Source organism: Planobispora longispora, from assembly GCF_016863135.1.
GTDB lineage: Bacteria > Actinomycetota > Actinomycetes > Streptosporangiales > Streptosporangiaceae > Planobispora > Planobispora longispora.
This window is the reverse complement of the sequence record NZ_BOOH01000028.1, coordinates 74,240-99,802: the sequence shown is the minus strand read 5'-3', so window position 1 is coordinate 99,802 and position 25,563 is coordinate 74,240. Positions and strand designations below refer to the sequence as shown.

The 25,563-nt window shown below is 73.6% G+C and carries 22 protein-coding genes; 11 read left to right on the top strand and 11 right to left on the bottom strand.

Features of this window, described 5'->3' with window-relative positions; genetic code table 11:
• Nucleotides 1–26: 26 nt before the first annotated feature.
• The gene (locus Plo01_RS18640) at nucleotides 27–632 is read right to left on the bottom strand and encodes a TetR/AcrR family transcriptional regulator (RefSeq protein ID WP_203891897.1); all 606 of its coding nucleotides are present in this window, start codon (nucleotides 630–632) and stop codon (nucleotides 27–29) included.
• A gap of 83 nt (nucleotides 633–715) precedes the next feature.
• On the opposite strand from Plo01_RS18640, the gene glpX reads away from it, so the two are divergent.
• Nucleotides 716–1,750 (top strand): class II fructose-bisphosphatase, encoded by a 1,035-nt coding sequence (glpX, locus tag Plo01_RS18635; protein WP_203891896.1) that lies wholly within the window; start codon nucleotides 716–718, stop codon nucleotides 1,748–1,750.
• Nucleotides 1,751–1,866: 116 nt separating this feature from the next.
• Here the strand turns inward: glpX and Plo01_RS18630 are convergent, their stop codons facing one another.
• Together Plo01_RS18630 and Plo01_RS18625 are read right to left on the bottom strand one after the other, a co-directional pair.
• Nucleotides 1,867–2,469, bottom strand: coding sequence for a DUF1707 SHOCT-like domain-containing protein (locus Plo01_RS18630; protein WP_203891895.1), 603 nt, complete (start codon nucleotides 2,467–2,469; stop codon nucleotides 1,867–1,869).
• A gap of 55 nt (nucleotides 2,470–2,524) precedes the next feature.
• Complete coding sequence (locus Plo01_RS18625) at nucleotides 2,525–3,130, bottom strand: TetR/AcrR family transcriptional regulator (protein ID WP_239316608.1); 606 nt, start codon at nucleotides 3,128–3,130, stop codon at nucleotides 2,525–2,527.
• A gap of 189 nt (nucleotides 3,131–3,319) precedes the next feature.
• On the opposite strand from Plo01_RS18625, the gene Plo01_RS18620 reads away from it, so the two are divergent.
• Nucleotides 3,320–4,513, top strand: a complete 1,194-nt coding sequence (locus Plo01_RS18620; protein ID WP_239316606.1) for an MFS transporter — start codon at nucleotides 3,320–3,322, stop codon at nucleotides 4,511–4,513.
• 120 nt (nucleotides 4,514–4,633) lie between these two features.
• Here Plo01_RS18620 and iolD read toward each other — a convergent pair whose 3' ends face one another.
• From iolD to Plo01_RS18590, 6 genes are all read right to left on the bottom strand, one after another.
• Nucleotides 4,634–6,475, bottom strand: a complete 1,842-nt coding sequence (iolD, locus tag Plo01_RS18615) for a 3D-(3,5/4)-trihydroxycyclohexane-1,2-dione acylhydrolase (decyclizing) (protein ID WP_203891893.1) — start codon at nucleotides 6,473–6,475, stop codon at nucleotides 4,634–4,636.
• Nucleotides 6,476–6,513: 38 nt separating this feature from the next.
• Complete coding sequence (iolB, locus tag Plo01_RS18610; protein WP_203891892.1) at nucleotides 6,514–7,350, bottom strand: 5-deoxy-glucuronate isomerase; 837 nt, start codon at nucleotides 7,348–7,350, stop codon at nucleotides 6,514–6,516.
• Nucleotides 7,351–7,537: 187 nt separating this feature from the next.
• Complete coding sequence (locus Plo01_RS18605) at nucleotides 7,538–8,434, bottom strand: Cgl0159 family (beta/alpha)8-fold protein (protein WP_203891891.1); 897 nt, start codon at nucleotides 8,432–8,434, stop codon at nucleotides 7,538–7,540.
• Nucleotides 8,427–9,419 (bottom strand): 5-dehydro-2-deoxygluconokinase, encoded by a 993-nt coding sequence (gene iolC, locus Plo01_RS18600; protein ID WP_203891923.1) that lies wholly within the window; start codon nucleotides 9,417–9,419, stop codon nucleotides 8,427–8,429. Before iolC ends, Plo01_RS18605 begins: the two co-directional genes overlap by 8 nt.
• 41 nt (nucleotides 9,420–9,460) lie before the next feature.
• Nucleotides 9,461–10,345, bottom strand: coding sequence for a TIM barrel protein (locus Plo01_RS18595; RefSeq protein WP_203891890.1), 885 nt, complete (start codon nucleotides 10,343–10,345; stop codon nucleotides 9,461–9,463).
• Entirely contained in the window at nucleotides 10,342–11,325 is a 984-nt protein-coding gene (locus Plo01_RS18590) for a Gfo/Idh/MocA family protein (RefSeq protein WP_203891889.1), read from the bottom strand. Before Plo01_RS18590 ends, Plo01_RS18595 begins: the two co-directional genes overlap by 4 nt.
• Nucleotides 11,326–11,480: 155 nt before the next feature.
• Here Plo01_RS18590 and Plo01_RS18585 point away from each other — a divergent pair, with 155 nt between their 5' ends.
• The 3 genes from Plo01_RS18585 (at nucleotide 11,481) to Plo01_RS18575 (ending at nucleotide 14,229) form a co-directional block, all read left to right on the top strand.
• Nucleotides 11,481–12,107 carry a TetR/AcrR family transcriptional regulator gene (locus Plo01_RS18585; protein ID WP_203891888.1) on the top strand — a complete coding sequence of 209 codons (627 nt, stop codon included), beginning with the start codon at nucleotides 11,481–11,483 and terminating at the stop codon, nucleotides 12,105–12,107.
• Nucleotides 12,104–12,592 (top strand): PH domain-containing protein, encoded by a 489-nt coding sequence (locus tag Plo01_RS18580; protein ID WP_203891887.1) that lies wholly within the window; start codon nucleotides 12,104–12,106, stop codon nucleotides 12,590–12,592. Before Plo01_RS18585 ends, Plo01_RS18580 begins: the two co-directional genes overlap by 4 nt.
• Before the next feature lie 119 nt (nucleotides 12,593–12,711).
• Nucleotides 12,712–14,229: a PH domain-containing protein gene (locus Plo01_RS18575; RefSeq protein ID WP_203891886.1), complete on the top strand. Its 1,518-nt coding sequence runs from the start codon at nucleotides 12,712–12,714 to the stop codon at nucleotides 14,227–14,229.
• Between the two features lie 51 nt (nucleotides 14,230–14,280).
• Here Plo01_RS18575 and Plo01_RS18570 read toward each other — a convergent pair whose 3' ends face one another.
• On the bottom strand, nucleotides 14,281–15,792 hold the full coding sequence (locus Plo01_RS18570) for an aminotransferase-like domain-containing protein (RefSeq protein WP_203891885.1): 1,512 nt from the start codon (nucleotides 15,790–15,792) through the stop codon (nucleotides 14,281–14,283).
• A gap of 169 nt (nucleotides 15,793–15,961) precedes the next feature.
• On the opposite strand from Plo01_RS18570, the gene Plo01_RS18565 reads away from it, so the two are divergent.
• The 6 genes from Plo01_RS18565 (at nucleotide 15,962) to Plo01_RS18540 (ending at nucleotide 24,680) form a co-directional block, all read left to right on the top strand.
• A complete protein-coding gene (locus Plo01_RS18565) occupies nucleotides 15,962–17,005 on the top strand; it encodes a DMT family transporter (protein WP_203891884.1) in 1,044 nt (347 codons plus the stop codon).
• A 197-nt stretch (nucleotides 17,006–17,202) separates the two neighbouring features.
• Nucleotides 17,203–18,855: a fumarate hydratase gene (locus Plo01_RS18560; RefSeq protein WP_203891883.1), complete on the top strand. Its 1,653-nt coding sequence runs from the start codon at nucleotides 17,203–17,205 to the stop codon at nucleotides 18,853–18,855.
• Nucleotides 18,856–19,060: 205 nt separating this feature from the next.
• Complete coding sequence (locus Plo01_RS18555; protein ID WP_203891882.1) at nucleotides 19,061–20,203, top strand: serine/threonine-protein kinase; 1,143 nt, start codon at nucleotides 19,061–19,063, stop codon at nucleotides 20,201–20,203.
• A 35-nt stretch (nucleotides 20,204–20,238) separates the two neighbouring features.
• Nucleotides 20,239–22,701 carry a serine/threonine-protein kinase gene (locus Plo01_RS41005; protein ID WP_203891881.1) on the top strand — a complete coding sequence of 821 codons (2,463 nt, stop codon included), beginning with the start codon at nucleotides 20,239–20,241 and terminating at the stop codon, nucleotides 22,699–22,701.
• A gap of 175 nt (nucleotides 22,702–22,876) precedes the next feature.
• Nucleotides 22,877–24,268 (top strand): class II fumarate hydratase, encoded by a 1,392-nt coding sequence (locus Plo01_RS18545; RefSeq protein ID WP_203891880.1) that lies wholly within the window; start codon nucleotides 22,877–22,879, stop codon nucleotides 24,266–24,268.
• 25 nt (nucleotides 24,269–24,293) lie between these two features.
• Nucleotides 24,294–24,680, top strand: a complete 387-nt coding sequence (locus Plo01_RS18540; RefSeq protein ID WP_203891879.1) for a tautomerase family protein — start codon at nucleotides 24,294–24,296, stop codon at nucleotides 24,678–24,680.
• On the opposite strand, the gene mca is transcribed toward Plo01_RS18540, so the two are convergent.
• The gene (mca, locus tag Plo01_RS18535; protein WP_203891922.1) at nucleotides 24,670–25,527 is read right to left on the bottom strand and encodes a mycothiol conjugate amidase Mca; all 858 of its coding nucleotides are present in this window, start codon (nucleotides 25,525–25,527) and stop codon (nucleotides 24,670–24,672) included. The genes Plo01_RS18540 and mca overlap by 11 nt on opposite strands.
• Between the last annotated feature and the right edge of the window lie 36 nt (nucleotides 25,528–25,563).

The window sequence follows — 25,563 nt, the reverse complement described above, 5'->3', positions numbered from 1 at the left end:
CCGGCCGGTCCGGGGCGGCGGGACGGTCACGGGCGGCGGATCTGCCCGATGATCCCCAGCACGTCGTCGGCGAGCCTGCGGGAGGCGTTCTCGTCCTCCGACAGGGCGACCTCGGAGACCGCCGCGGCGAGGGCGCCGGTGAGGACCACGACCAGCGCGCCCTCGTCCCCCTCGAACAGGGTGGCGTTCCGCTTGGCCCACTGGCGCAGCCGGTCGCGCATGATGACCTCGAACCCGGGCGGGCCGTCCCCGCGCAGGAACAGCGCGGCGAGCTCGCGTTCGTCCAGGCAGCCTTCCAGGTAGGCGCGGGCGCCGGCGACGAACAGCCGCATCGGGTCGGTCTCGCCGCCGGCCCTGGCCGCCTGGACCGCCTGCTTGGTGCGCTGCGTCTGGCGGGCCTGGAACTCCTCGAAGAGCGTCAGGTAGAGGTCGGCCTTGCCGGAGAAGTGGTGGTAGAGGCTGCCCACGCTCGCACCCGCGCGCGCGACCACGTCGGTGACACCCGCCTCGGCGAAACCACTCGTGACGAATGTCTCCCTGGCCGCCTCCAGAAGCGCGACCCGTGTGGCGGCACCCCTCTCGGAGGTTCGCGCGGTCGCCTTCGTCACCGGCCGTTCCGTGTCGCTGCTCATAGTGGCCACACATTATCCTCCTCCGCCCGGCAAGGAAGGGGCAACTACGATCGGAGCAGAATCCACGAGAGGGGCTTTCCGCCATGTCCGAGCAGACGTCCGTCCCCGCCGCCCTCGCCACGGGCGAGCACGCGCCTGATCGAAACCTGGCCCTCGAACTTGTCCGGGTGACCGAGGCCGCCGCGATGGCCGCGGCCCGCTGGGTGGGGCGCGGCGACAAGAACGGCGCGGACGGCGCGGCGGTCAACGCGATGCGCCAGCTGATCAACACGGTGTCGATGAACGGCGTGGTGGTGATCGGCGAGGGGGAGAAGGACAACGCGCCGATGCTCTACAACGGTGAGTCCGTGGGCGACGGCAGCGGCGCCGAGTGCGACGTGGCCGTCGATCCGATCGACGGGACCCGCCTGACCTCCCTGGGCATGCCCAACGCGATCTCGGTCATCGCGGTCAGCGAGCGCGGCTCGATGTACGACCCGTCGGCCGTCTTCTACATGGACAAGCTGGTGACCGGCCCCGAGGCCGCCTCCTCGGTGGACATCAACGCGCCGGTCGCCGACAACATCGCCGCGGTGGCACGTGCCAAGGGGTGCGCCTCCTCGGACGTGACCGTGGTCATCCTCGACCGGCCCCGCCACGAGAAGATCATCCGGGAGATCCGCGAGACCGGCGCGCGGATCAAGCTCATCACCGACGGCGACGTGGCCGGCGCGATCATGGCGGCCCGGGTGGGCACCGGCGTCGACCTGATGCTCGGCATCGGCGGCACGCCCGAGGGCATCATCGCGGCCTGCGCGCTCAAGTGCCTGGGCGGCGTGATCCAGGGCAGGCTGTGGCCGCAGGACGACGCCGAGCGCCGCCGGGCGCTGGACGCGGGGCTCGACCTGGACGCCACGCTGACCACCGACGACCTGGTCAGGTCCGACGACGTGTTCTTCGCCGCCAGCGGGATCACCGACGGCGAGATCATGCAGGGCGTGCGCTACCGCGGCGGCCACGCCATCACGAACTCGCTGGTCATGCGCGGCCGGTCCGGCACGATCCGCAAGATCGAATCCGAGCACCAGCTCTGGAAGCTGCGCGCCTACAGCGCGATCAACTTCGACACCGCCGTCTGAGACGCCGCCGTCCGGGCTGTCCGGGCGTTCGGGTCGCCGGGCCCCTTCCGGGGGAGTCCGGCGGCCCGGCGGGAGCATGCCGGTCGCGGGCGGGAGCGGCGGATCCGCCGGGACGGTCAGCGGCGGAACCAGGAGCGGCGGGGGCGTTTGGGCGACTTGGCGACGATGCTGCCCAGGGAGACGAGACCGGTGATCTCGATGACCGGGCCGTCGGGCGAGGGCGGGACCAGGTTCTTCTTCCCGCCCAGGACGGCCGAGGCCGGCATCTCGATCCGCACGCCCTCCGGGACGATCAGCGTGAGCGTCCCGGCCATCACGGTGACCTGGAGGGTCACGTGGCTGGACTGGAGCAGCGCCTCACGCAGGTCGAGGGTGACGTTGGCGCAGACGGCGGTGGCGGTGAAGCGCGTGGGCACCACCCACCGGCCGGAGCGCTCGTCCGAGCCGAAGAAGGCCGCCACCGGGCGCACGTCGGTCTGGAGCGGCTGGGCCTCGGGCGGGAGCAGGTCGGCGGTGAGGACGGTGAGTTCGCCCAGCGTGCGGGCCCGGTAGAGCTGTTCGAGCCGTTCCTCGTGCTCGTCGTGGGTCAGGCGCCCGTCGGCGAGCGCGTCGTTCAGGACCGCGGCCACCCGTTCCCGGTCGGAGTCCCCGGCCCGCAGGTCGCCGGGGCGCGGCTCGGGTGTGTTCCCGCGGATCGCGGGAGGCCAGGAGAAGTCCACCCTTCGACGATAAGCCCTGCGGCGGGCTCCGCGGCCGGGACGTGCGGACGGCTCCTCACGGCCGGAAGGCGGTGAGGAGGTCTTCGACGTGACCCCGGAAGACGGCGGCCATGTCCACCCGGTCGGGGTCCAGCAGCCACTGGGTCTGCAGGCCGTCCATCACCGCGATCAGCCGGGTGGCGTGGACCTCCGGGTCGATGTCCGCCCGGAACTCGCCGCTCTCCACCGCCCGGGCGATGGCCCCGGCCGTCTCGTCGCGGAGTCTCCGGTAGCGGTCGCGGGCCCACTCGTGGCCGGGGTGGTCGGCGGTGACGGCCTCACCGCTCATCACGGTGAAGAGCTGGACGAGGCCGGGGACGCGGGAGTTGTACTCGACCACGTCGACCAGGACGCGCAGGGCCTCGGCCCCGGTCCGCACGGAGCCGAAGGGGTAGCGGCGCAGATCGAGCTCGTCGCGGTATTCGAGCACCGCGACCAGCAGCCGTTCCTTGCTCTGGAAGTGGTGGAGCAGCCCCGCCTGGGAGATCTCGGCCCGCTCGGCGACGCGGGCGAGCGAGGTGCCGCGGTAGCCGTTCTCCGCGAACTCCTGCAGGGCGATCGCCAGGATGCGCTCCCTGCGCGCCTGTCCCGCCGCGTATCCCCGCCGCCCTGCCGCCCGCACGTGAAGCACCCTAACAGCGCCCGCCCCGCGCCCCTGGCGCCGGGCGATCGGCGCCCCTGGCCGGTCCGGTCCGCGGCCCGCGCACCGGCCCGGCCGCCGTCTGCCGCGGACGGCTCGCATCCGGCCATTGACCGGGGGGAAGGGCGCCCCTACTCTGGCGGGAATCTGCGGAAAACTTGAACTCCCCTCATGTTTCTGGAGGTCGTGGTGCCGACCCCGCGTGACAGGCAGGCACGGGTGGCGACCTGGGCCGCGTTCTTCGTCCAGGGCCTCTGCTTCGCCACCCTGCTCACCCATGTGGCCGACCTGCAGCGCACGTTCAAGCTGAGTGACGGCGACCTCACCCTGGTCCTGCTGCTGGTGCCGGTGATCGCGGGTGTCGGGAGCGCCGCCGCGGGCTTCCTCGCCGCCCGGTACGGCAGCGCCCCGGTGCTGCGGATCTCCCAGCTGGCCGTCTGCGCCGTCGTGATCCTCCTGGGCTGGAACGGCGACCTCACCGGCCTGTACCTGCTGAGCGCCGCCTTCGGCCTCGCCGTCGGGGCGGTCGACGCGGCGATGAACATGCAGGCGGTCGCGGTCGAGCGCACCTACGGCATGAGCGTGCTGACCGGCTTCCACGCGGTGTGGAGCGTCGGCTCGATGCTGGGCGCCGGAATCAACTCCGCCTTCAGCGCGCTCGGAGTGGATCTGGCCTGGTCCTTCACGGTTCCCGTGGTGATCGGCGCGGTCGTCTCGCTGGCCGCTCTCCCCCGCCTCTACGGACGCGAGGAGGAGCGGGCGACCGCCCACGCCGTGGAGACGGCGGCGGTCCGGGCGCCGTGGCGGCCGATCATCCCGCTCTGCCTGGCGATGGCCTTCCTCTACGTCGGCGACGCGGCGGTCTCCAACTACAGCACCGTCTACATGGAGGGCGCGCTGCGGGCGACCGGCTGGCTGGTGCCCTTCGCCTACCTCGTCTACCAGGCGGCGATGCTCCTCGCGCGGATCCCCGGGGACTTCGCCGTGCGCCGGTACGGCCCGGCCCCGGTGGTCCGGCTGGGCGCGGTGGTCGCCGCGCTGGGCACGCTCGGCGTCGTCGTCGCCCCCGGCCCCTTCGTGGCGGTGGCCGCCTTCGGCCTCGTCGGCATCGGCCTGTCGATCATCGCCCCGCAGTCGTTCTCCGCGGCGGGCCGCCTGGGCGCCGGGGCCGAGACCGCCATCGCCCGGGTCAACCTGTTCAACTACGTCGGCTTCGTCGTCGGCGCCGCGGTGGTCGGGACGGTCAACGACCTGGTGAACGTGCGGGTGGCGTTCATCCCCGCCGCGGTGGTGGTGGCGCTGATCGTGTTCCTGGCCGGGGGCTTCCGGCCCCGGACCGCCGAGGCCGCGGCGCGTCAGGGGTAGCGGTCACCGGGAACGGCACCGGGCCGGGCGCCGCTCATCGGCGCCGGCCCGCCCGCCGTACCGGCGCCTGAGCGGCCACCGCCGCAGCGGGGACAGCCGGTCACCGCACGGGGCGGGGTGTCACAGGTAGGGCCGCTGGTCCCGCTTGGCCGCCTCGTAGGCCGCGCGGGCCCGCCGTACGCCGTCGTCCTCGGAGACCTCCGCGACCGGCACGTCCCACCAGGCCGTGGTCGCGGGGGCCGGGCCGGGGACCGTCTCGACGTAGACGACCGTGGTGCGGGCCGACTCGCGGGCCTTGGTCAGGGCCACGCGCAGCGACTCGGGGCCGTCGGCGCGCAACACGTCGGCGCCCAGGCTGGCCGCGTTGGCCGCCAGGTCGACCGGGACGAACGCGCCGTCGAGCTCCCCGGTGGCGCCGCGCATCCGGTAGGCGGTGCCCAGCCGCCGCGCCCCGACGGACTCCGACAGGCCGCCGATCGAGGCGAAGCCGTGGTTGTCCACCAGGACGATCACGAGCTTGAGCCCCTCCTGCACCGCGGTGACGATCTCCTGCGCCATCATCAGGTAGGAGCCGTCGCCGACCAGCACGAACACCTCGCGCTCCGGCGCGGCGAGCTTCACCCCGAGCCCTCCGGCGATCTCGTAGCCCATGCACGAGTAGCCGTACTCCACGTGGTAGCCCCGGGGTTCGCGCGCCATCCACAGCTTGTGCAGATCCCCGGGCATCGACCCGGCGGCGTTGACCACCACGCCGTCCCGCGCGACCTCGTTGAGCAGGCCGAGCACGACCGGCTGGGTCAGCTCCTCCCCCGTGGTGACCAGGGAGACCTGCTCGTGCCAGCCTCGGGCGAGCTCGGCGGCCCGGCCGGTCCACCCCTCCTCGGCCCGCCAGTCCCCCAGCGCCCCGAACGCCTCCAGCGCCGCGCGGGCGTCGGCGACGAGCATCTCCCCGGAGTTCTTGGCCGCGTCGAAGGCGGCGACGTTGACGTTGAGGAACCGGGCCCGCCCGAACAGCGTCCGGGAGGCGGTGGTGAAGTCGCTGTAGCGGGTCCCGACGCCGATCACCAGGTCCGCCTCCCGCGCCAGCTCGTTGGCCGCGGCGGTGCCGGTGTGGCCGACCGCGCCGACCCAGCGGGGGTGGTCGTACGGCACGGCGCCCTTGCCCGCCTGCGTCTCCGCCACCGGCGCCCCGCACCGCCCGGCGAAGGCGGCCAGCGCCTCGCACGCCCCGCTGTAGGCGACCCCTCCCCCGGCGACGATCAGCGGCCGGCGCGAGCCGCGGATCAGCTCCAGCGCCCGGGCCAGCGCGGCGGGCTCGGGCGCCGGCCGGGCCACGTGCCACACCCGCCGGGCGAACAGCTCCTCGGGCCAGTCGTACGCCTCGGCCTGCACGTCCTGCGGGAGCGCCAGGGTGACCGCGCCGGTCTCGGCCGGGTCGGTCAGCACCCGCATCGCCGCCAGGAGCGCGGCGGGCAGCTGCTCGGGCCGGTTGATCCGGTCGAAGAACCGGGAGACCGGGCGCAGCGCGTCGTTGACCGTCACGTCGTAGGAGCGCGGATCCTCCAGCTCCTGCAGCACCGGGCCGGCGACCCGGGTGGCGAAGACGTCGCCGGGCAGCAGCAGCACCGGGACGCGGTTGATCGTGGCCAGCGCCGCGCCGGTGACCATGTTCGTGGCGCCGGGGCCGATGGAGGTGGTGCAGGCGAAGGTGGAGAGCCTCTCACGGGTGCGGGCGTAGCCGACGGCGGTGTGCACCATGGCCTGCTCGTTGCGGGCCAGGTAGTACGGGAGCGCGTCGCCGGTGCCCGCGCCCCGCTCGGCCAGGGCCTGACCGAGACCGGCCACGTTGCCGTGGCCGAAGATGCCGAAGACGCCCGCCACCAGCCGCTGCTCGACGCCGTCGCGCTCCGACCACTGGGCGGCGAGGAACCGCACCAGCGCCTGTGCCACCGTGAGCCTCATCGTGACTCCTTAGCGGGAGGTCTTCCTGACAGGACTTCCTAACGGGGACTCCCCTGGCGGGAGGCCCGCGTCATGGGGAGCCGGGGATCGGCCGGCTGATCCGTCCAGGAGGAGCGGATCCACGCGTGCCGGGGGTCGTCGCAGAAGGCCATGGACCGCTTCCCGGCGGGCCCGGCCAGGACGTTGAGGTAGTAGAGGTCGTAGCCGGGGGCGGCCATCGACGGGCCGTGGTAGCCGTGCGGGACGAGCACCGCGTCGCCGCCGTTCACCTCGGCCAGGGTGTCGTGCGTGCCGTACACCCGCTGGTAGCCGGGGCCGCCCTCGAAGTAGTAGATCTCCTCCAGGACGGCCTCGTGCTCCGAAGCCGTGTCGTGCTTGTGCGGCGGGTAGGACGACCAGTTGCCGCCGGGGGTCAGCACCTCGACCGCGACGAGCTTGTCGCAGTCGAAGGCGTCGGGCGCGCAGAAGTTGTTGACCTGCCGGGTGGCCTGCCCGGCGCCGCGCACCTCCACCGGGACCCGGTCGGCGGGGCCGTACCGGACGGGCAGGCGGCGGGTCGCGCGGGCCGAGGGGAAGGCGAAGCGGCCCTCGCCGGTGATGCGGGCCGTGGCCCCGACCGGGAGGTAGGCGAAGTCGGTCACCTCGTCGAAGACGGAGACGCGGCCGTCGAGCGTCAGCCGTACCCCGTCGCACTCGATCGCGCACGAGCCGGACATCGGCAGGACGAGCATCTCCTCGTCGCCGGTGGCGAACTCGACGGTCTCGCCGGACAGGTTGAGGAGGCGGAGACCGGCGTATGTCCAGCCGGCCGACTCGGGGGTGATCCACAGCGCCCACGGGGACAGGGCCGTGCTGCCGGCCGGGATGAACGTCATCGTGCCTCCCCGGCGCACGACCCGGTGTCCTCTCCGGAGCGTGATCCGGCGTTCCGCCCGAATCGCGACCCGGTCTCCTCTCCGAAGCGTGATCCGGCGTTCCACCCGGACCGCCGCCCGGCGTCTCTCCCGGACCGCCGCCCGCCCGGACCTGGCACGGCCGCGCCGTGCCGATGTGATCGTCGCCTCATGCCGCCTCCAGCATCGCCGCCGCGGTGTCCACCGCCGCCGCCACATCGTCATCGGAGGGGTACAACAACGCGCGGCCGACCACAAGCCCCCGGACGCCGGGAAGCCGCAGCGCCTTGCGCCAGGCGGCGTACGCCAGGTCGGGCGTGTCCCCGGGATCGCCGCCGAGCAGCAGCGTGGGCAGGGTGGTGGCGGCCATCACCCGCTCCATCTCGTCCACCACGGGGATCTTCAGCCAGGTGTGCGCGGAGGTCGCGCCCAGCCCCTGCCCGACGTGCACGGCCCGGATGACGCCCTCCGGGGACAGGTCGTGGGTGACCGTCCCGTCCACCCGCCGCGACCAGAACGGCTCCACCATCGCCGTCAGCCCGCGCGCGGCCAGCTCGCTGACCGCGCGGGCGCAGGATTCGAGGGTGGCCGCGGTGGCGGGCTCGTCGACGCCGATCCGGCAGAGCATCTTGCCCCCGTCCAGGCCCATCCGGGCGATGGTGGCGGCGTCGTAGGCGGTGAAGCGGTCGTCGAACTCGAACACCGTGCCGTGCACGCCGCCCCGGTTCATCGACCCGATGACGATCTTCCCGTCCAGCGCGCCGAGCAGGAGGAGGTCCTCCACGACGTCGGGGGTGGCCAGCACCCCGTCCACGCCCGGCCGGTCCAGCGCCACGCAGAGCCGCCGGAGCAGGTCCGCCCGGCTGGCCATGGCCAGGGGCCGGTTGCCGACGCCGAGCGCGCCCCGGGCCGAATGGTCGGCCGCGATGATCAGCAGCTGCTCGCGCTCCTCCAGCAGGCTCCGCCGCCGCCGGGCCGTGGCCGCCTCGGCGATCCGCCAGGGCTGGCGCGCCCTGGTCTCGATCAGCTTGCGGTAGCCCGCCTCCCCGGGGCCGGGCTCACTCATCTCCGGCCCCCTCGCCCCGGTCCGCCCGCTCCTCATCGGTCACCTTGCCCCGGTCCGTCCGCCCCTCACCGGTCACCTCCAGCACCTCCAGCACCTCGGCCGCCGTGGGCATCGCGGGCGCGCAGGCCAGCCGCCCGGCCACGATCGCCCCGGCCGCGTTGGCGAACCGTAGCGTGCGCTCCAGCGGCCAGCCCGCCAGCAGGCCGTGGCAGAGCGCCCCGCCGAAGGCGTCGCCCGCGCCCAGCCCGTTGACGACCTCCACCGGGACCGGCGGCACCTCCACCGTCTCGGTCGCCGTCATGCCGAGCACCCCGGCCGCCCCCCGTTTGACGACGGCCAGCTCGGCGCCCGCCTCCAGCAGCGCCCTGCCCGCCTTCCGCGGCTCCCGTGTGCCGGTGGCCACTTCCACCTCCTCCAGGTTGCCGACCACGACGGTGACGTGCCCGAGCGCCTCGCGCACCCGCTCGCGGGCCGTCTCCTCATCCGGCCAGAACATCGGCCGGTAGTCCAGGTCCAGCACCGTGTACGGCGCCCGCCCGCGGGCCCGCCACGCCGCCAGGTGCGCGCCGCGCGACGGCTCGTCCGACAGCCCGGTCACGGTGGCCCAGAACAGCCGGGCCCCGGCGACGGCGGGCAGGTCCAGCTCCTCGGGGCGGATCTCCAGGTCGGGGGCCTTGGGGTAGCGGTAGAAGTAGAGCGGGAAGTCCTCCGGCGGCCGGATCTCGCAGAACGTCACCGGGGTCGGCAGGCCGGGCACCGCGGTGACGTACTGGTCGCCGACGCCGTACTCGCGCAGCGCGTCGTGGACGAACAGCCCGAACGGGTCGGCCCCGGTCCGGGTGATCACCGCGCTGGAGCGGCCCAGCCGGGCGGCGGCCACGGCCACGTTGGTCGGGCTGCCGCCCAGGTATTTGCCGAAGGTCTCCACGTGCCGCAGCGAGACCCCGACCTGGAGCGGATAGACGTCCACCCCGACCCGCCCCATGGTCAGCACCTCGGGGACCGCGCCGGAGGTCGCGCCGGAGGTCACAGCCCCTCCAGGTAGGCGAGGCTCTCGCGCACGTCCCGCTTGGGGTCGGCGGCCTCGGAGTCGAGGACGACGTCCTGCTCCATGACGTACCAGCCGGAGTAGCCCGCGGCCGTCAGGACGGTCACGATGCCCGCGATGTCCACGTCCCCCCGGCCGAGGGGGCGGTAGATCCCCGCCCGCACGGCCTGGGTGTAGGTGAGCTCACCGGTCCGGACCCGCTCGGCCAGGGATGCGTCGACGTCCTTGAGATGGACGTGGGCGACGCGTCCCGCGGCCCGCCGGGCCAGGTCGCCGGGGTCGGCGCCGCCGATGAGCAGGTGACCGGTGTCCAGGCAGAGCGGGATCGCGCTGCCGTCGAGGACATGCTCCACCTCCCGCTCCGTCTCCACCATGGTCCCGACGTGCGGGTGCAGGGTGACGGTGCGGCCGAACTCCTTGGCGTTACGGATGATCTTCGTCAGGTTGCCCAGCAGGGTCTTCCAGCCGCTCGCGTCCAGCTCGGGCTTGGCGTCGTAGCCGCTCCTCCCGGTGGCGGCGGCCAGCACGACGACGTCCACCTCCCCGTCCCGGAAGGCCCGCATGGTGGCGCGCACCTCCGGAAGAGGGTCGTGGTGGGGGTCGTGCAGGACCACGGGGACGAAGCCGCCGACCGCGCGCAGGCCGTACTCCGCGAGGAGAGACCGGCACCGCGACGGCGAGAGCGGCAGGAACCCGGTCGGGCCCAGTTCGGTGGCTCCCAGCCCCAGCTCGGCCATCTCGGCCAGGACGCGCGAGCGGTCCAGCTGGTGGCCCCAGCCGGGGACCTCGCAGACTCCCCAGGAGATGGGCGCGCCCGCCGTCCTGAGCGCGCCGCCGGCACCGGATGATCGTTCCGAGCTCATCCGGCCACCTCCGCCACCCGGACCGCGCGCCCTTCTCGGAGCGACAGGTCGGCCGCCTCCGCGACGTGGAGCGCGGCCAGCGCGTCCTCGACCGTGCACGGGCTGTCCGTCTCACCCCGGGCCGCGGCGAGGAACGCGCCGAGCTCGGCCACGTAGGCGGGCGCGAACCTGGTCGCGAAGTCGGGCCACGGCTCCGCGCCGGGCTGGAGTCCCTCGGCGCTGGTCAGCGGGGAGCGCGGGTCCAGGCCGACCACCTGGGTCCGCAGGGTCCCGGCCAGTTCCATCCGCACGTCGTATCCGGCGCCGTTGTAGCGGGAACCCTGCAGCGTGACCAGCGTGCCGTCGTCCATGGTCAGGAGCGCGGCGCTGGTGTCGACGTCCCCGGCCGCGGCGAAGAACGCCTCGCCCCGGTTGGCGCCCGCCGCGTAGACGGTCTCGACCTCGCGGCCGGTGACCCAGCGCAGGATGTCGAAGTCGTGGATGTGGCAGTCGCGGTAGATCCCGCCGGACGCCGCGATGTACTCGGCGGCGGGCGGGCAGGGGTCAGCGGTGATCACATGGACCCGGTGCAGCGTGCCCAGCGCGCCACCGCGCAGGGCCGCGCGGGCCGCGGCGTATCCGGCGTCGAAGCGGCGCTGGAAGCCGATGTGCACCACCGTCCCGCTCTGCTTGGCCGCCTCCATCACCCGGACCGTCTCGTCCACGCCGGCCGCGGCGGGTTTCTCGCAGAACACCGGGATCCCGTCGGCGCAGGCGCGCAGCAGGAGTGCCGCGTGCGTGGCGGTGGGGGTGGCGATGACCACGGCGTCGGTCCGGAAGGCGTCCCCGACCCTGACCCGCGCCCCGAGCCCGGCGGCCACGTCGGCCGCCCGCGCGTCGTCCGCGTCGGCCACCACCACCTCGTCAACCCGGGGATGCGCGGCCAGCGTCGCCGCGTGGAACGCCCCTATCCGTCCGAGACCAACCAGACCAACACGCATATTGACGCCTCCGGCGAAGAGAGCGGCTGGTCTCCAGTTCTAAGCGACGGTTCCGCGCCCGTCAAGACTTTGTCCTGACATTCGGACTATCTATCAACCCTGCCGTATCGCCTGCTCGGAGGACACGATTTGACCAATCGTGCTAATTTTTGTCCATGCGGCCAAAAAATAAGGCAAGCGGCCAAGAGCGTTCGTTCATCGAGACGGCCCGCCGCGCCCAGATCGTGCGGTCGGCGATCGACGTGATCGCCGAGCTGGGCTACGCGCAGGCGTCGCTGGCCCGGATCGCCGAACGCGCCGGGATCAGCAAGGGCGTCATCTCCTACCACTTCACCGGCAAGGACGAGCTCGTCCAGCAGATCGTCGACGACGCGATGACCGCCGGAGACGCCTTCGTCCGCCCGCGCGTCGAGGCGCAGACCACGGCCGCCGGCATGTTGCGGGTCTACATCGAGGCGAGCGTGGAGTTCTACCGCGACCACCGCCGGCACATGCTCGCCCTGCTGGACATCTGGACGAACTTCCGCACCGAGGACGACCGGCAGCGGCTCGGCGTGCGCGACAACGAGGCCGAGATGACCGTCGTCGAGCAGATCCTGCAGTTCGGCCAGGCCACCGGCGAGTTCGGCGACTTCTCCACCCGGGTGACGGCCGTGGCCGTCAAGCAGGCGGTCGACGGCGTGCTCCTCCTGATGGCCGCCTACGACGACCTCGACTTCGACACCTACGCCCGGGAGCTGGCCGGTCTGTTCGACCGCGCCACCCGTGAGGAGAGCCGATGAAGGTGAACCTGCGCCCCCCTCGTCACCCCGTCGATCCCAGGACGGTCCGCTGGTGGACGACGCAGGCCCTGGTCTGGACGCTGCCGCCGGTGCTCGTGCTGGCCCTGCTGGCCGCGCTGATCGCGCCCGCCCGGTTGTGGCTGTTCCTGGCCCTGCTCGTCATCGCGGTGCCCGGCCTGGCGTACACCCTGCTCATGCCGCGTCAGCGGTACCGGATCCACCGCTGGGAGATCACCGATGAGGCGGTCTACGCCGCTTCCGGCTGGCTGTGGCACAGGTGGCGGGTGGCGCCGATGTCGCGCATCCAGACCGTCGACACCCTGCGCAGCCCGCTCCAGCAGGTCTTCGGCCTGTCCGGGGTGAAGGTCACCACGGCCTCGGCCGCGGGATCCATCAAGATCCAGGGGCTGGACCGGCAGCTGGCCGCCGACCTCGTCGAGCGGCTGACGGCCAGGGCGCAGGCCGTGCCCGGGGACGCCACGTGAACCGCCGCGACCAGGCGGGGAGACGACCCGACCACGCGGGGAGACGGCTCGACGATGCGGAGGGACGGCCCGACGACGTGTGGAGACGACCTGCCGACGCGGGGGGACGACCTGCCGACGTGTGGAGACGACCTGACGACGCGGGGGGACGGCCCGACGACGGGTGGGAACGGCTCGACGCGCGGACGGTCGGGGTCGGCCTGAGCTGGCTGATCGGACCCTCGATCCCCGCCACTGCCGCCGTGGTCACCGTGGGCCCCTCGGCGCGGACCGTCATCCCGCTCGCCACCCTGCTGGTCGTCCTCGCCGGGATCGCCGCCCAGGGCGTCCTGCGACACGCCACCACGCGTTACCGGGTCACCGACGAGCGCGTCGAGATCCGGTCCGGTCTGCTGTTCCGCCGGCACCGCTCGGTCCCGCGCGATCGGGTGCGCTCCGTCGACGCGACGGCGGGACCGGTGCACCGACTGCTCGGCGTGACCGCGGTGCGGATCGGCGCCGGCGAGCGGGAGGCGGGGCTGCGCCTCGACGCGGTCTCCCGGGCCCGGGCCGAGCGCCTGCGGCTGCTGTCCGGCCGGGAGAGCGCGACGCCCGCGGATACGGCCCTGGTGACGGTCTCTCCGGCCTGGATCGGTTTCGCCCTGCTGAGCAGCTGGACGCCGCTCATCGGCCTGGCGCCGTTCGGCGCGTTCTTCCGCGCCCTGGAGATCTTCGGCGTCGAGCCCGCCGAGGTCGGGTTCCTCCGGGACGCCTGGGAGGCGGCGACCCGGCTCCCGCCCGTGGCGGTGGCCGGATTCGCCGTCGGGACCGTCCTGGCCATCGGACTGCTGGGGGCGCTGCTGCTGCACACGGAGGTGTGGTGGCGCTTCCGGCTGACCCGCGAGGCCGACGGCGCCTATCGGGTACGGCGCGGCCTGCTCACCACCCGGTCGTCGTCGCTCCAGGAGAGCCGGGTGCGCGGCGTCGAGGTGGCCGAGCCGTTGCCGCTGCGCTGGGGAGGCGGCGCCCGCCTGAACGCGCTCGTCGCCGGCGTCGACCCCGACGATCGAGAGGAGCGGACCTCCGCCGCGCTGCTGCCGCCCGCGCCCCGGCGGGCGGCGCTGCGGGTGGCCGAGCAGGTGCTCGGCGCTCCCGTACTGGAGACCCCGTTGCGCCCGCACCCGCGGGCGGCGCTGCGCCTGCGGGTGTCGCGCGTGGTCTGGGGGGCGGCGCTGCCGGCCGCGCCGCTGGCCGGACTCGGGCTGTGGGTGGGCTGGATCCCGGACGCCCTGTGGCTGCTCGCCCCGGCCTGCCTGCTCGTCACGCTGCCGCTGGCGGCCGGCGCCTACCGCAGCCTCGGCCACGGCGTGTCCGGCCGCTACCTGATCACCCGCCACGGCGCGGCCAGGCGCAGGACGACGGCGCTGCGCAGGGACGCGGTCATCGGCTGGACGGTCAGCAGGTCCCCGGCACAGCGCCGCCGGGACCTGATGACCCTCACCGCCGCGACGTCCGCGGGCACCCACCGGGTCAAGGACGTCGGCGTCGGGCAGGGGCTCGCGTTCGCCGAAGAGGCGGTCCCCGGTCTGCTCGCCCCCTTCGTCGCGCCCGCCGGCGGACTCGCCGCCGTACACCACCCGTCCGGCGGCGGCCGCTGACGCCGGTTCCGCGCGGGCCGCCGATGGCCCCCGCACCCGGAAGGGGCGTGATCAGCGGGAGATCCGCTCCGCGACGGCCCGGACCACCTCGCCGGTGCGGTGGACCGGGAGCCGGGCGAAGCCCACGACCAGGGCGGGCGGGCCGGGCCTGCGGCGCATCGGGCCCACCGGCTCGGCGGCGAGGCCGCACTCCCGCGCCGCCGTCGCGACGGCCCCCTCGTCCCACCCCTCGGGCAGCTCGGCCAGGAGGTGGAGCCCGGCGGAGACGCCGTGCACGGTGATCTCGGGAAGGTGCGCGGCCAGGGCCCTGACGAGGGTGTCGCGCCGGGCGCGGTACTCCCGGCGCATCCGCCGCAGGTGCCGGTCGTAGGCGCCGGACCGCACGAAGTCCGCCAGCGCGTACTGCTCCAGCACCGGGGATCCCATGTCCATCTGCGCCCGCCCCCGCCGCACCGCCTGGGCGATCTCCGGCGGGGCCGCCGCCCAGCCGAGGCGGAGCCCCGGGGCCAGGGACTTGCTGACGCTGCCGGCCAGGACCACCCGGTCCGGGGCCAGGCCCTGCAGGCAGCCCACCGGGTCGCGGTCGAAGCGGAACTCGGCGTCGTAGTCGTCCTCCAGGATCGTCGCGCCCGTCGCCGCGGCCCACTCGATCAGCTCGGCACGGCGGCGGGGGGAGAGCACGACCCCGCTCGGGTAGTGGTGGGCCGGGGTGAGCAGCACCGCCCGGACCCCGGTCGCGGCCAGGGCTCCGACGTCGACGCCCTCCCCGTCCACCGGGACCGCGACCAGATCCGCCCCCGCCGACCTGAGCAGCGGCAGCTGGCGCAGGCCGGTCGGATCCTCGACCGCGAGCCGGACCCGGCCGGGACGCGGCGCCGGGCGGGCGTCCCCGTCCACGAACCAGCCCAGGTCCTGTCCGGACCCGCCGGCCTGCGGGAGCCGTCCGGCCAGCGCCTGGACCGTGAGGCTGAGTCCCTGGGCCACCCCGCCGACGATCACCAGGTTCTCCGGCGTGACGTCGGCCCCGCGGACCCGGCGCAGGTAGGCGGCCAGCTCCTCGCGCAGCTCCGGCACACCGCCGGGGTCGCCGTAGTCCAGGGCGTCGGCGGACAGCGCGGAGAGCGCCCGCCGCACCGAGGCCAGCCACCGCTCGCGGGGGAACGACCGCAGATCGGGCGAGGTGGGGCGGCGGCCGTAGTCGCACTCGTGGGCGGGTGACCGGGGATCCGCGGCGTCATCCTCTCCCGCCGGGCCCTCACCCGCCTTCGTCGAGCCCTCACCCGCCTCGGCCGGGCCCGCGCCGCCCGCGCCCCGGGAGGCCATCGGGGCGACGCGCGTCCCCGCGCCGACCCTGGAGATCAGGAACCCCTCGGCGACCAGCTGCTCGTACGCCTCCACGATCACGCCGCGCGAGAACCCCAGGTCCCTGGCCAGCTCCCGGCTGGCGGGCAGCCGCTCCCCGGCCGCCAGCCTGCCGTGCCGTACGGCCTCGCGCAGCTCACGGACGACCTGCCCGGCGATGCCGCCCGCCGCCCGGTCGATGCTCAGATGCAGATCCGCCAACGTGCCCCGCCCCGATCGGATGACCGCCGGCCGTGAGGCGCCCGCCGGGCCGAGGCCGGAGGCGTGCGTCCCGCAGCTGACGATCATGCGGCCGCGATTTGATTGGCCCACTATCTCATGCGCCGATTGGTCTCGGTGGGTGAACCATTCGGTCCCTAGCATTCCCGGAATGAGCACTGATGTCAGCATCCGCCCCGCACAGACCCGGGGACTCGCCCAGGCGGCCGGAGCGATGTTCCTGGTGGGCACCCTCGCGGGGGTCGCCGGCGCGATCCAGGACTACCCGCTCTACGGCGGCCAGGCGCTGCGCTACCTCCTGGCCGCCGCCGTCCTGCTGGCCGTCACACGCCTGGCGGGCCTGAAGTTCGTACGGCTGACACCCCGGGAGACCGCCCTTCTGGTCACGCTCTCCCTCACCGGGCTCGTCATCTTCAACGTCTGCGTGATCGAGGCGACCCGGCACGGCGGCCCCGCCCTGGTCGGCACCGTGCTCGGCACCGTCCCGCTGGCGCTCGCCCTGCTGGACGGCCGTCCCTCGCCCCGGGTGGTCGGGGCGGCGACCGTGGTGGTCGCCGGGGCGACGGTGGCCACCGGCCTGGGCAGCGGCGACCTGCCCGGCCTGCTGTGGTCGCTGGGCGCGCTGGTCTGCGAGGTCTGCTTCTCGCTGCTGGCCCTCCCGCTCCTGCCCAAGCTGGGCGCGGTGCGGGTCTCGGCGTACTCGGCGGCGCTGGCCGTGCCGCTCCTGGCGGCGACCGGCCTGCTGATCGACGGCACCGCGATGCTGCGCGTGCCGACCCTCGGCGAGGCGGCGGGCCTCGGCTACCAGTCGATCATCGTGACCACCGTGGCGTTCTTCCTCTGGTACGACGCGCTGCCCCGGCTCGGCCCCGGCCGGGCCGGTCTCTTCGCCGGACTGATCCCCGTCGGCGCGATCGCCACGGGCGCCGTGCTCGGGCTCGGCGCGCCGTCGGTCGCCGACCTGGCCGGAGCCGCGCTGGTCGTCACCGGCATCGTCATCGGGCTCTCGGCCCCCGCGGCCGGGACGTCAGTGGTGCAGCGGCCGCTGGAACTTGTTCTCGTCGGCGACCATGTGCAGGACGATGGTGAGGAGCGACCCCACCAGCCCTCCGATGATGAGCACCCCGATGGCGTACAGAACCAGGTAACCGATCTCCATGATTCCTCCCCGCAGAGACGGCTAGAGTCCTCATGACCATCTTCGCGGCCTCACGTCGCGGGGACGCATTCTCCGGCCAAACCCCGGCAAAGGCTTCGCCATTTCTCCGGCGGCGATCGGGGGGTCCCGTGGCGGGGGGCTCCGGAACGGCCGGCGGGAGGCCGTACCCTCTATGAGGATCCGGAGAACGGCGAGGATCCGGAGAAGACCCCCGGCACGGAGGATCAACGACGATGCCCGAATTCGACTACACCGACCTGCTCCCGCTGGGATCGGATGAGACGGAATACCGTCTGATCAGCAGCGAGGGGGTGCGTGTCGTCGAGGCCGCGGGCCGCCGGTTCCTGGAGGTCGAGCCCGAGGCGCTGCGCCTGCTCACCGAGACGGCGATCCACGACATCTCCCACTATCTCCGGTCGTCGCACCTCGCCCAGCTCCGGAAGATCATCGACGACCCGGAGTCCAGCGGCAACGACCGGTTCGTCGCCCTCGACCTGCTGAAGAACGCCTCGATCTCGGCCGGCGGCGTGCTCCCCATGTGCCAGGACACCGGCACCGCGATCGTGATGGGCAAGCGCGGCCGGCACGTGCTCACCGACGGCGCCGACGCCGAGCACCTCTCGCGCGGCGTGTACGACGCCTACACCAAGCTCAACCTGCGCTACTCCCAGATGGCCCCGATCACCATGTGGGAGGAGAAGAACACCGGCTCCAACCTCCCCGCCCAGATCGAGCTGTACGCCGAGGACCCGCACGGCCACCCGGACGAGTACAAGCTGCTGTTCATGGCCAAGGGCGGCGGCAGCGCCAACAAGTCGTTCCTGTACCAGGAGACCAAGGCGGTCCTCAACGAGAAGCGCATGCTGGCCTTCCTGGAGGAGAAGATCCGCTCCCTGGGCACCGCGGCCTGCCCGCCGTACCACCTGGCGATCGTGGTGGGCGGCACCTCCGCCGAGTACGCCCTGAAGACGGCGAAGTACGCCAGCGCCCGCTACCTGGACTCCATCCCCACCGAGGGCTCCCCGAGCGGTCACGGCTTCCGCGACACCGAGCTGGAGGCCAAGGTCTTCGAGCTCACCCAGAAGCTCGGCATCGGCGCCCAGTTCGGCGGCAAGTACTTCTGCCACGACGTCCGCGTGATCCGCCTGCCCCGGCACGGCGCCTCCTGCCCGGTGGCCATCGCGGTCTCCTGCAGCGCCGACCGCCAGGCCCTGGCGAAGATCACTCCGGAGGGGATCTTCCTGGAGCGGCTGGAGACCGACCCGGCGCGCTTCCTGCCGGAGACCACCGACGAGCACCTGTCGGACGACGTCGTGAAGATCGACCTCAACCGGCCGATGCCGGAGATCCTCGCCGAGCTGACGAAGTACCCGGTCAAGACCCGCCTGTCGCTGACCGGCCCGCTGGTCGTCGCCCGCGACATCGCGCACGCCAAGATCGGCGAGCTGCTCGACGCGGGCGGCGAGATGCCGCAGTACCTGAAGGACCACGCCGTCTACTACGCCGGCCCCGCCAAGACCCCCGAGGGATACGCCTCCGGCTCCTTCGGCCCGACCACCGCCGGCCGGATGGACTCCTACGTCGAGCGCTTCCAGGCCGCGGGCGGCTCCATGGTGATGCTCGCCAAGGGCAACCGGTCCAAGCAGGTCACCGAGGCCTGCCAGAAGTACGGCGGCTTCTACCTCGGCTCGATCGGCGGCCCGGCCGCCCGCCTGGCCCAGGACTGCATCAAGAAGGTCGAGGTCCTGGAGTATCCGGAGCTCGGCATGGAGGCCGTCTGGAAGATCGAGGTCGAGGACTTCCCGGCCTTCATCGTGGTCGACGACAAGGGCGACGACTTCTTCCAGGACACCACCGGCCCGGTGCTGTCCATCGGCCGCCGCTGACCCCGGCGCCGGACGGCCGCCGCGCCCGGAGCGCCGTTCCCGGGACGGATCCCCGGACCGGAGATCGCAGGTCTCGGCGGCCACGGCGTCCGATGTGACGGAACGCGTCCCCACAGTTACAAGACAGAAAATCTGACCACATTAGGAAAGAAACTTCGGGCCTGTCTCTACTGGTCGCATTGCGCGAATAGGTAAGCTGCCCCTCATGCGTGCGCCGTCCGGATACCTACTTGCCGCGCGCTATCGGCTCGTGGAGCCGGTCGGGCGCGGCGGCATGGGCACCGTTTGGCGAGCGCACGACGAGCTGCTCGGAGGCGAGGTCGCGGTCAAGGAGGTCCGGCTGCCCCTCGTCCTCGACGAGGAGCTGCGGGCCGAGCTGTGCGCCAGGACCGAGCGCGAGGGGCGGGCGACCACGATGGTCGCGCATCCGTCAGTGATCACCGTCTTCGACGTCGTCACCGAGGACGACCGCCCGTGGATCGTCATGGAGCTGCTCCGCGGCAGGTCCCTGGAGCAGCTCATCAAGGAGGAGGGCCCGCTGCCGCCCCGCCGGACGGCCGAGATCGGGCGGCAGGTGCTGGGCGCGCTCCGGGCCGTGCACGCCAAGGGCATCCTCCACCGCGACGTGAAGCCCAGCAACGTCCTGGTGACCGAGGAGCGGGCGATCCTCACCGACTTCGGCCTCGCCGCGCTGGAGGGCGAGGTGTCGATCACCCAGGCGGGCATCGTCCTCGGCTCGGCCGGATACATCGCGCCCGAACGGGTGCTCGGCTCCAAGGCGAGCCCGGCGGCCGACCTGTGGTCGCTCGGGGCGACCCTCTACACCGCCGTCGAGGGCCGCGGCCTGCACGGGCGCCGTACGGCCGCCGCCGCGCTGGCCGCGCTGACCAGCGGCGAACCGATCCCCATGGAGAAGGCGGGGCCGCTCGCCCCCGTGCTCCAGGGTCTGCTCTCGATCGACCCGGCCACCCGGCTGGACGCGGTCCGCGCCTCGCTGATGCTGGCCCGGGTGGCGGCCGGAGGGTCGGCCGAGGAGCCGCTCGCCCGCGCGGCGGGCAAGGCCGTCCGCAACGCCACGGCGATCGGGGTGCCCTCGTTCCCGCCGTTCGGCCGCCGGCCGCAGCATCGGGGCTTGCACCGCGCGGGTTCGGCCCCGGTCCCGGGTCCGCCGTCCGTCCCGACACCGGTGCCGATGCCGCGCGCGCACCGCCGGCCCGCCGAGGGGACGCACCGCAAGCCACTCGATCCGTGGCCCACACCGCGCCCTTTTGTGAGATTTATGTCACCTTTTATCCGCCTGATGCTCCCACGTCGCCTATGGCCTAGGGAACTTCGCAAGCGAGGGTAAAGCGGTGCTCTAGGAATAATCGCTATCTTTTTCTCATGCCGGAACAGCAGACGCGCGTGCTCGCTGACCGCTACGAGCTGATCACGCCGCTTGGCCGGGGAACGATGGGTACGGTCTGGCGTGCCTACGACCGATCCCTGGGCCGCGAGGTCGCGATCAAGGAGATCCGTCAGGAGCCCGGGCTCAGCGAGGCACAACGCGCCGAACTGCGGGAGCGCATGATCCGTGAGGGTCGTACGGCCGCCCGCATCAGTCACCCCTCAGTCGCCACCGTCCACGACGCCATCCTCGAGGACGGCAGTCCGTGGATCATCATGGAGCTGGTCCAGGCACGCTCGCTGGAAGAGGTGGTCGAGGAGGAGGGCCCCCTCCCGCCCCGCCTGGTCGCCGAGATCGGGGTGGACCTGCTGGGCGCGCTGCGCGCCGCGCACGCGCAGGGCGTCCTCCACCGCGACGTGAAGCCCGGCAACGTCCTGATCACCGAGAACGGCCGCGTCGTGCTGACCGACTTCGGCATCGCCAAGGCCGAGGGCGACACCAGCCTCACCCAGACCGGCATGGTCATCGGCTCCCCCGGCTACACCGCGCCGGAGCGGGCGCGGGGCGAGCACACCGGGCCCGAGTCGGATCTCTGGTCCCTCGGGGCCACGCTGTACTTCGCGGTCGAAGGACGCCCGGCCTACGAGCGCGGCTCGGTGGCCGAGACGCTGGCCGCGCTGATGACGGAGAACGCCGACCCGCCGGTCCAGGCGGGTCCGCTCCGCCCGGTGCTCGCGCAGCTCCTGGAGAAGGACTACACGGCGCGGCCCACGCCCGCCCAGGCCACCGCCATGCTCCGGGCCGTGGCCGACACCCCCACGGGGGCCGAGCCTCCGCGATCCCTCGCCTCCGCCTCGTCCGAGTCCCCGACGGCTCCGGCGGCTCCAGCGGCTCCGGCAGCCGCCGCGGCGCCCGAGCCCCCTGCGACTCCGGCGGCCTCCGGGGCACCCGAGTCCCCGGCGGTCCCGGCGACCCCCACGGCGCCCGAGCGCTCCGCGGCGCCCGAGCCCGCCCCCGTTCCGACGGCTCCGGCCGTTCTCGCAGCCGCTGAGGCGCCCGCGGCCCCGGCCGCCCCCGCCCCGGAGGCCCTGCGGGAGGACGGGAGCGACGCCGCCCCCGTCTCGGGGAACGGCGGCGAGCCCACGGCGGACGAGGAGTTCGACGCCAACCGCACCGTAGTGATCCCCCGGCCCAAGGACGGCCTCCGCCTCCCCCACGCCGCCGAGGCCCCCGGTCTCGCCGTGCCTCCGGCGGCGGCGCCGTCCGCGGTCCCGGCCTGGCCCGCCGCCTCCGCCCCCGGAGCCCCCGCGGCCGGGGCCCACCCGCCCGGCGACGTGCGGTCCGGAGCCCCGGCGACCGGGACTCAGCCGCCCGGCGGCGCGCGGCCCGGGTTCCCGGCCGACGACCCCGCCGCGACGCCTCCGCAGGGGTTCCCGGTCTCCCGGGAGCCGGGCACGCTGGTGGCCGGCAGGCCGGGCGGCCCCGTGCGGCCGCCGTCCCACGCGGCGCCGCAGCCGGCGAGACCCGCCGGGGGCTCCCCGGACGACGAGGTCACCGAGGCCGGCATGCTGCCCGGTCACCCCGGTCACCCCGGCCCCGGCGGGCCGGTCCCCGGTCCGGGCCCGCACCCGGGTCACATGCCGGGCCCCGGCCCCTACCCGGGTCCCGTCCCCGGCGCGCATCCCGGCCCGTTCCCCGGCCGGCCCCCGGGCCTCCAGGGAGCCTGGCAGCAGCCCGGTCCCCCGCCGGGCTCGGAGCCGGGACCGGCCGGCGGCGGGTTCGCCCCGCCGTCCGGGCTGGGCACGGACCTGTTCGCCATCACGGGCGGGCAGACCGCGAAGCCGGCCCGGCCGAAGAACGTCCGGATCGGGATCCTCGTGCTGCTCGGGGTGGCGGCCGCCGCACTGGTGATCATCGTGATCCTGGTGGCCGCGGCCTTCGCCGACACCGAGCCGAAGGGTTCCGCCGTCCCGGACTCGTCCTCCGCGGTGGAGCTGCGGCGGCACCAGGACCCCTCGGGGTTCACGGTCGACGTCCCGGCCGCGCTGAAGACGGCGGCCGACGGGGACGACGTCGTCTTCAGCGACTCCGACGACATCCGCTACATCCGGGTGAACACCTCCGCGCACCGCTCCGACGACGTCGAGAAGGCCGTCGCCGCCGCGGAGAAGGCCGCGGCCAAGGCCGGGACCTTCCCCGGCTACCGCCGCATCGGCGTCACCGAGGTCGAGCCGGCGCCGTACCCCGGGGCGCGGGTGGCCGACTGGGAGTTCACCTACGTCGCCCGCGGCGACACCGTCCACGTCCTGGCCCGCTTCGTGAGCCTCCCCGGCGCGAAGGACGACCACGCCGTCTACTGGGCGGTTCCCGAGGTCTCGTGGGAAGGGCAGAGCGGGCTGCGCGAGGCGGTGCTCACCTCCTTCCGGATCACCGGGCAGGAGGACGGGGGCGACGCCTGAGCGTCCGGGCGCCGGCATCCGCCCGGCGCCCGGCCCGACGCCGGGACGGCACCTGGCGGAACCGGGCCGAACCGGGCCGAACCCGGGGCGGTGACTCCGGACGCGCCCGGACGTGACGGCGGGGACACCTCACCGCCGAACGATCCCCTTATCCCGCACGTTGCAGACTGAGTCCATGAGCGAGTATCGGATCGAACATGACTCGATGGGTGACGTGCGCGTTCCGGCGAGCGCGAAATGGCGGGCCCAGACGCAGCGGGCGGTCGAGAACTTCCCGATCTCAGGGCGGGGCCTCGAGAGCCCGCACATCGCGGCCCTCGGACTGATCAAGGCGCTGGCCGCCGAGGTCAACTCCGAGCTGGGCGTGCTCGACAAGGAGCTGGCCCAGGCGATCGCCGAGGCCGCCACCGACATCGCGGAGAACGAGTGGGACGGCGAGTTCCCGATCGACGTCTTCCAGACCGGCTCCGGAACCTCCTCCAACATGAACGCCAATGAGGTGATCGCCACGCTGGCCGAGGAGCGGCTGGGCCGGCCGGTCCATCCCAACGACCACGTCAACGCCTCCCAGTCGTCCAACGACGTGTTCCCGACCTCCATCCACGTCGCCGCCCTCACCGAGGTCACCTACCACCTGATCCCGTCCCTGCGGCACCTGGCCACCGCGCTGCGCCAGAAGTCGATGGAGTTCGAGCAGGTGGTCAAGGCGGGCCGCACGCACCTGATGGACGCCACCCCGGTCACGCTGGGCCAGGAGTTCGGCGGCTACGCCACCCAGATCGACAACGCCGTCGCCCGGGTGCGCAGCGCGCTGCCCCGCCTGGCCGAGCTCCCGCTGGGCGGGACCGCGGTCGGCACCGGCGTCAACACCCCGCCGGGCTTCGCGCCGAAGGTCATCGAGAAGCTCCGCGAGGCCACCGGGCTCCCGTTCACCGAGGCCCCCGACCACTTCGAGGCCCAGGGCGCCCGGGACGCGGTCGTGGAGCTCTCCGGCCAGCTCCGGACCGTCGCGGTCTCCCTCAACAAGATCGCGAACGATCTCCGCTGGATGGGCTCGGGCCCGCGCGCCGGGCTCGGCGAGATCAACCTCCCCGACCTGCAGCCCGGCTCCTCGATCATGCCCGGGAAGGTCAACCCGGTCATCCCCGAGGCCGTGTGCATGGTCGCCGCCCAGGTCGTCGGGAACGACGCCGCCATCGCCTTCGCCGGGGCCTCGGGCAGCTTCGAGCTCAACGTGGCGCTCCCGGTCATGGCGCGCAACGTCCTGGAGTCCGTACGGCTGCTCGCCAACGTCTCCCGGCTGCTGGCCGACCGCTGCGTCCACGGCATCACGGCCAACGCCGACCGGCTGTGGGAGTACGCCGAGTCGTCGCCGTCCATCGTCACCCCGCTCAACCGCCACGTCGGCTACGAGGAGGCCGCGAAGATCGCCAAGCAGGCGCTGGCCGAGCGGAAGACCATCCGCCAGGTCGTCATCGAGCGCGGCCACGTCGCGAACGGGACCATCGGCGAGGAGCAGCTCGACGCCCTGCTCGACGTGCTCTCCATGACCCGCCCGCCGGCGTAGCCGGGAATCCTGGAAGACTCGCCCCATGACGCAGATCAAGTTCTACGGTCGCCGTGACGTGTGGGCCCCGCTCCGGCGGGAGCTGTCCGACGTCGTGCACGGCTGCCTGGCCGAGGTGTGGAAGCTCCCCCAGGACAAGCGGTTCCACCGCTTCCTGCTGCTGGACGCCGACGACCTGCTCTGCCCGCAGCGGAGCGAGCGCTATCTGATCGTGGAGATCGTCTGTTTCGAGGGCCGGTCGGAGGAGGCCAAGCGCGATCTGATCCGGACGCTGTTCGACCGGACCGGGCAGGCGCTCGGCCTCGCCCCGGAGGATCTGGAGATCGTCATCCTGGAGGCGCCCAAGGTGAACTGGGGCATCCGCGGCGTCCCGGGCGACGAGCTGGCCCTGACCTACCCGGTCACGCTCTGAGCTCGCGGAGCTTCCGGAGTCCGGCGAACAGGTCGGTCTCCGGGAGCTCCGTCTCGACGTGGGAGCGGGCGAGCTGGTAGTCCTCGGTGGGCCAGATCTCCCGCTCCACGTCGCGCGGCGTGGAGAACCAGGGGCCCTCGGGGTCGATCTGGGTGGCGTGCGCCTTGATCGCCCGGTCCCGGGTCTCGAAGTAGTCGTCGCAGGTGATCCGGGTGGTCGCGGTCAGCTGGGGCATGCCCTCGAACCAGTCTTCCGTGATCATCTCCGCCAGCGGCGACTCCAGCCCCCGGGCGAGGAGCCCCTCGTGGATCGCGGTGAACCACTCCCGGGAGAACGAGACCATGTAGTAGAGCTTCGACGGCTGCCACGGCTCGCCGGCGTCCGGGTAGCGGCCGGGGTCGCCCGCCGCCTCGAACGCCTCGACGGACACCCGGTGGGTCATGATGTGATCGGGATGCGGGTAGCCGCCGGTCTCGTCGTAGGTGAGGATCACGTGCGGCCGGAACTCCCGCACCGCCGCCACCAGCGGCGCCGCGGCGACCTCCAGGTCCTGGACGGCGAAGCAGCCCTCCGGCAGCGGCTCCCCCTCCCCGGGCAGGCCCGAGTCGACGAAGCCGAGCCAGCGGTGCTCCACGCCGAGGATCGCGGCGGCCTCGGCCATCTCCCCGCGCCGGATCTCCGCCATGTTCTCCAGGACGCCGGGCCGGTCCATGGCCGGGTTGAGCACGTCGCCGCGCTCCCCGCCGGTGCAGGTGCAGACCAGCACGTCCACCCCCTCGGCGGCGTAACGGGCCAGCGTCGCCGCCCCCTTGCTCGACTCGTCGTCGGGGTGGGCGTGCACCGCCATCAGCCGCAAAGTGTTCGTGTCCACGGTTTCTCCTCG

Excerpts from the sequence above, each read along its gene's own strand:
- Plo01_RS18640 (WP_203891897.1), bottom strand. The coding sequence starts at position 632 with ATGAGCAGCGACACGGAACGGCCGGTGACGAAGGCGACCGCGCGAACC.
- glpX (WP_203891896.1), top strand. The coding sequence starts at position 716 with ATGTCCGAGCAGACGTCCGTCCCCGCCGCCCTCGCCACGGGCGAGCAC.
- Plo01_RS18620 (WP_239316606.1), top strand. The coding sequence starts at position 3,320 with ATGTTTCTGGAGGTCGTGGTGCCGACCCCGCGTGACAGGCAGGCACGG.
- iolD (WP_203891893.1), bottom strand. The coding sequence starts at position 6,475 with ATGAGGCTCACGGTGGCACAGGCGCTGGTGCGGTTCCTCGCCGCCCAG.
- iolB (WP_203891892.1), bottom strand. The coding sequence starts at position 7,350 with ATGACGTTCATCCCGGCCGGCAGCACGGCCCTGTCCCCGTGGGCGCTG.
- Plo01_RS18605 (WP_203891891.1), bottom strand. The coding sequence starts at position 8,434 with ATGAGTGAGCCCGGCCCCGGGGAGGCGGGCTACCGCAAGCTGATCGAG.
- iolC (WP_203891923.1), bottom strand. The coding sequence starts at position 9,419 with ATGGGGCGGGTCGGGGTGGACGTCTATCCGCTCCAGGTCGGGGTCTCG.
- Plo01_RS18595 (WP_203891890.1), bottom strand. The coding sequence starts at position 10,345 with ATGAGCTCGGAACGATCATCCGGTGCCGGCGGCGCGCTCAGGACGGCG.
- Plo01_RS18590 (WP_203891889.1), bottom strand. The coding sequence starts at position 11,325 with ATGCGTGTTGGTCTGGTTGGTCTCGGACGGATAGGGGCGTTCCACGCG.
- Plo01_RS18585 (WP_203891888.1), top strand. The coding sequence starts at position 11,481 with ATGCGGCCAAAAAATAAGGCAAGCGGCCAAGAGCGTTCGTTCATCGAG.
- Plo01_RS18580 (WP_203891887.1), top strand. The coding sequence starts at position 12,104 with ATGAAGGTGAACCTGCGCCCCCCTCGTCACCCCGTCGATCCCAGGACG.
- Plo01_RS18565 (WP_203891884.1), top strand. The coding sequence starts at position 15,962 with ATGAGCACTGATGTCAGCATCCGCCCCGCACAGACCCGGGGACTCGCC.
- Plo01_RS18560 (WP_203891883.1), top strand. The coding sequence starts at position 17,203 with ATGCCCGAATTCGACTACACCGACCTGCTCCCGCTGGGATCGGATGAG.
- Plo01_RS18555 (WP_203891882.1), top strand. The coding sequence starts at position 19,061 with ATGCGTGCGCCGTCCGGATACCTACTTGCCGCGCGCTATCGGCTCGTG.
- Plo01_RS41005 (WP_203891881.1), top strand. The coding sequence starts at position 20,239 with ATGCCGGAACAGCAGACGCGCGTGCTCGCTGACCGCTACGAGCTGATC.
- Plo01_RS18545 (WP_203891880.1), top strand. The coding sequence starts at position 22,877 with ATGAGCGAGTATCGGATCGAACATGACTCGATGGGTGACGTGCGCGTT.
- Plo01_RS18540 (WP_203891879.1), top strand. The coding sequence starts at position 24,294 with ATGACGCAGATCAAGTTCTACGGTCGCCGTGACGTGTGGGCCCCGCTC.
- mca (WP_203891922.1), bottom strand. The coding sequence starts at position 25,527 with ATGGCGGTGCACGCCCACCCCGACGACGAGTCGAGCAAGGGGGCGGCG.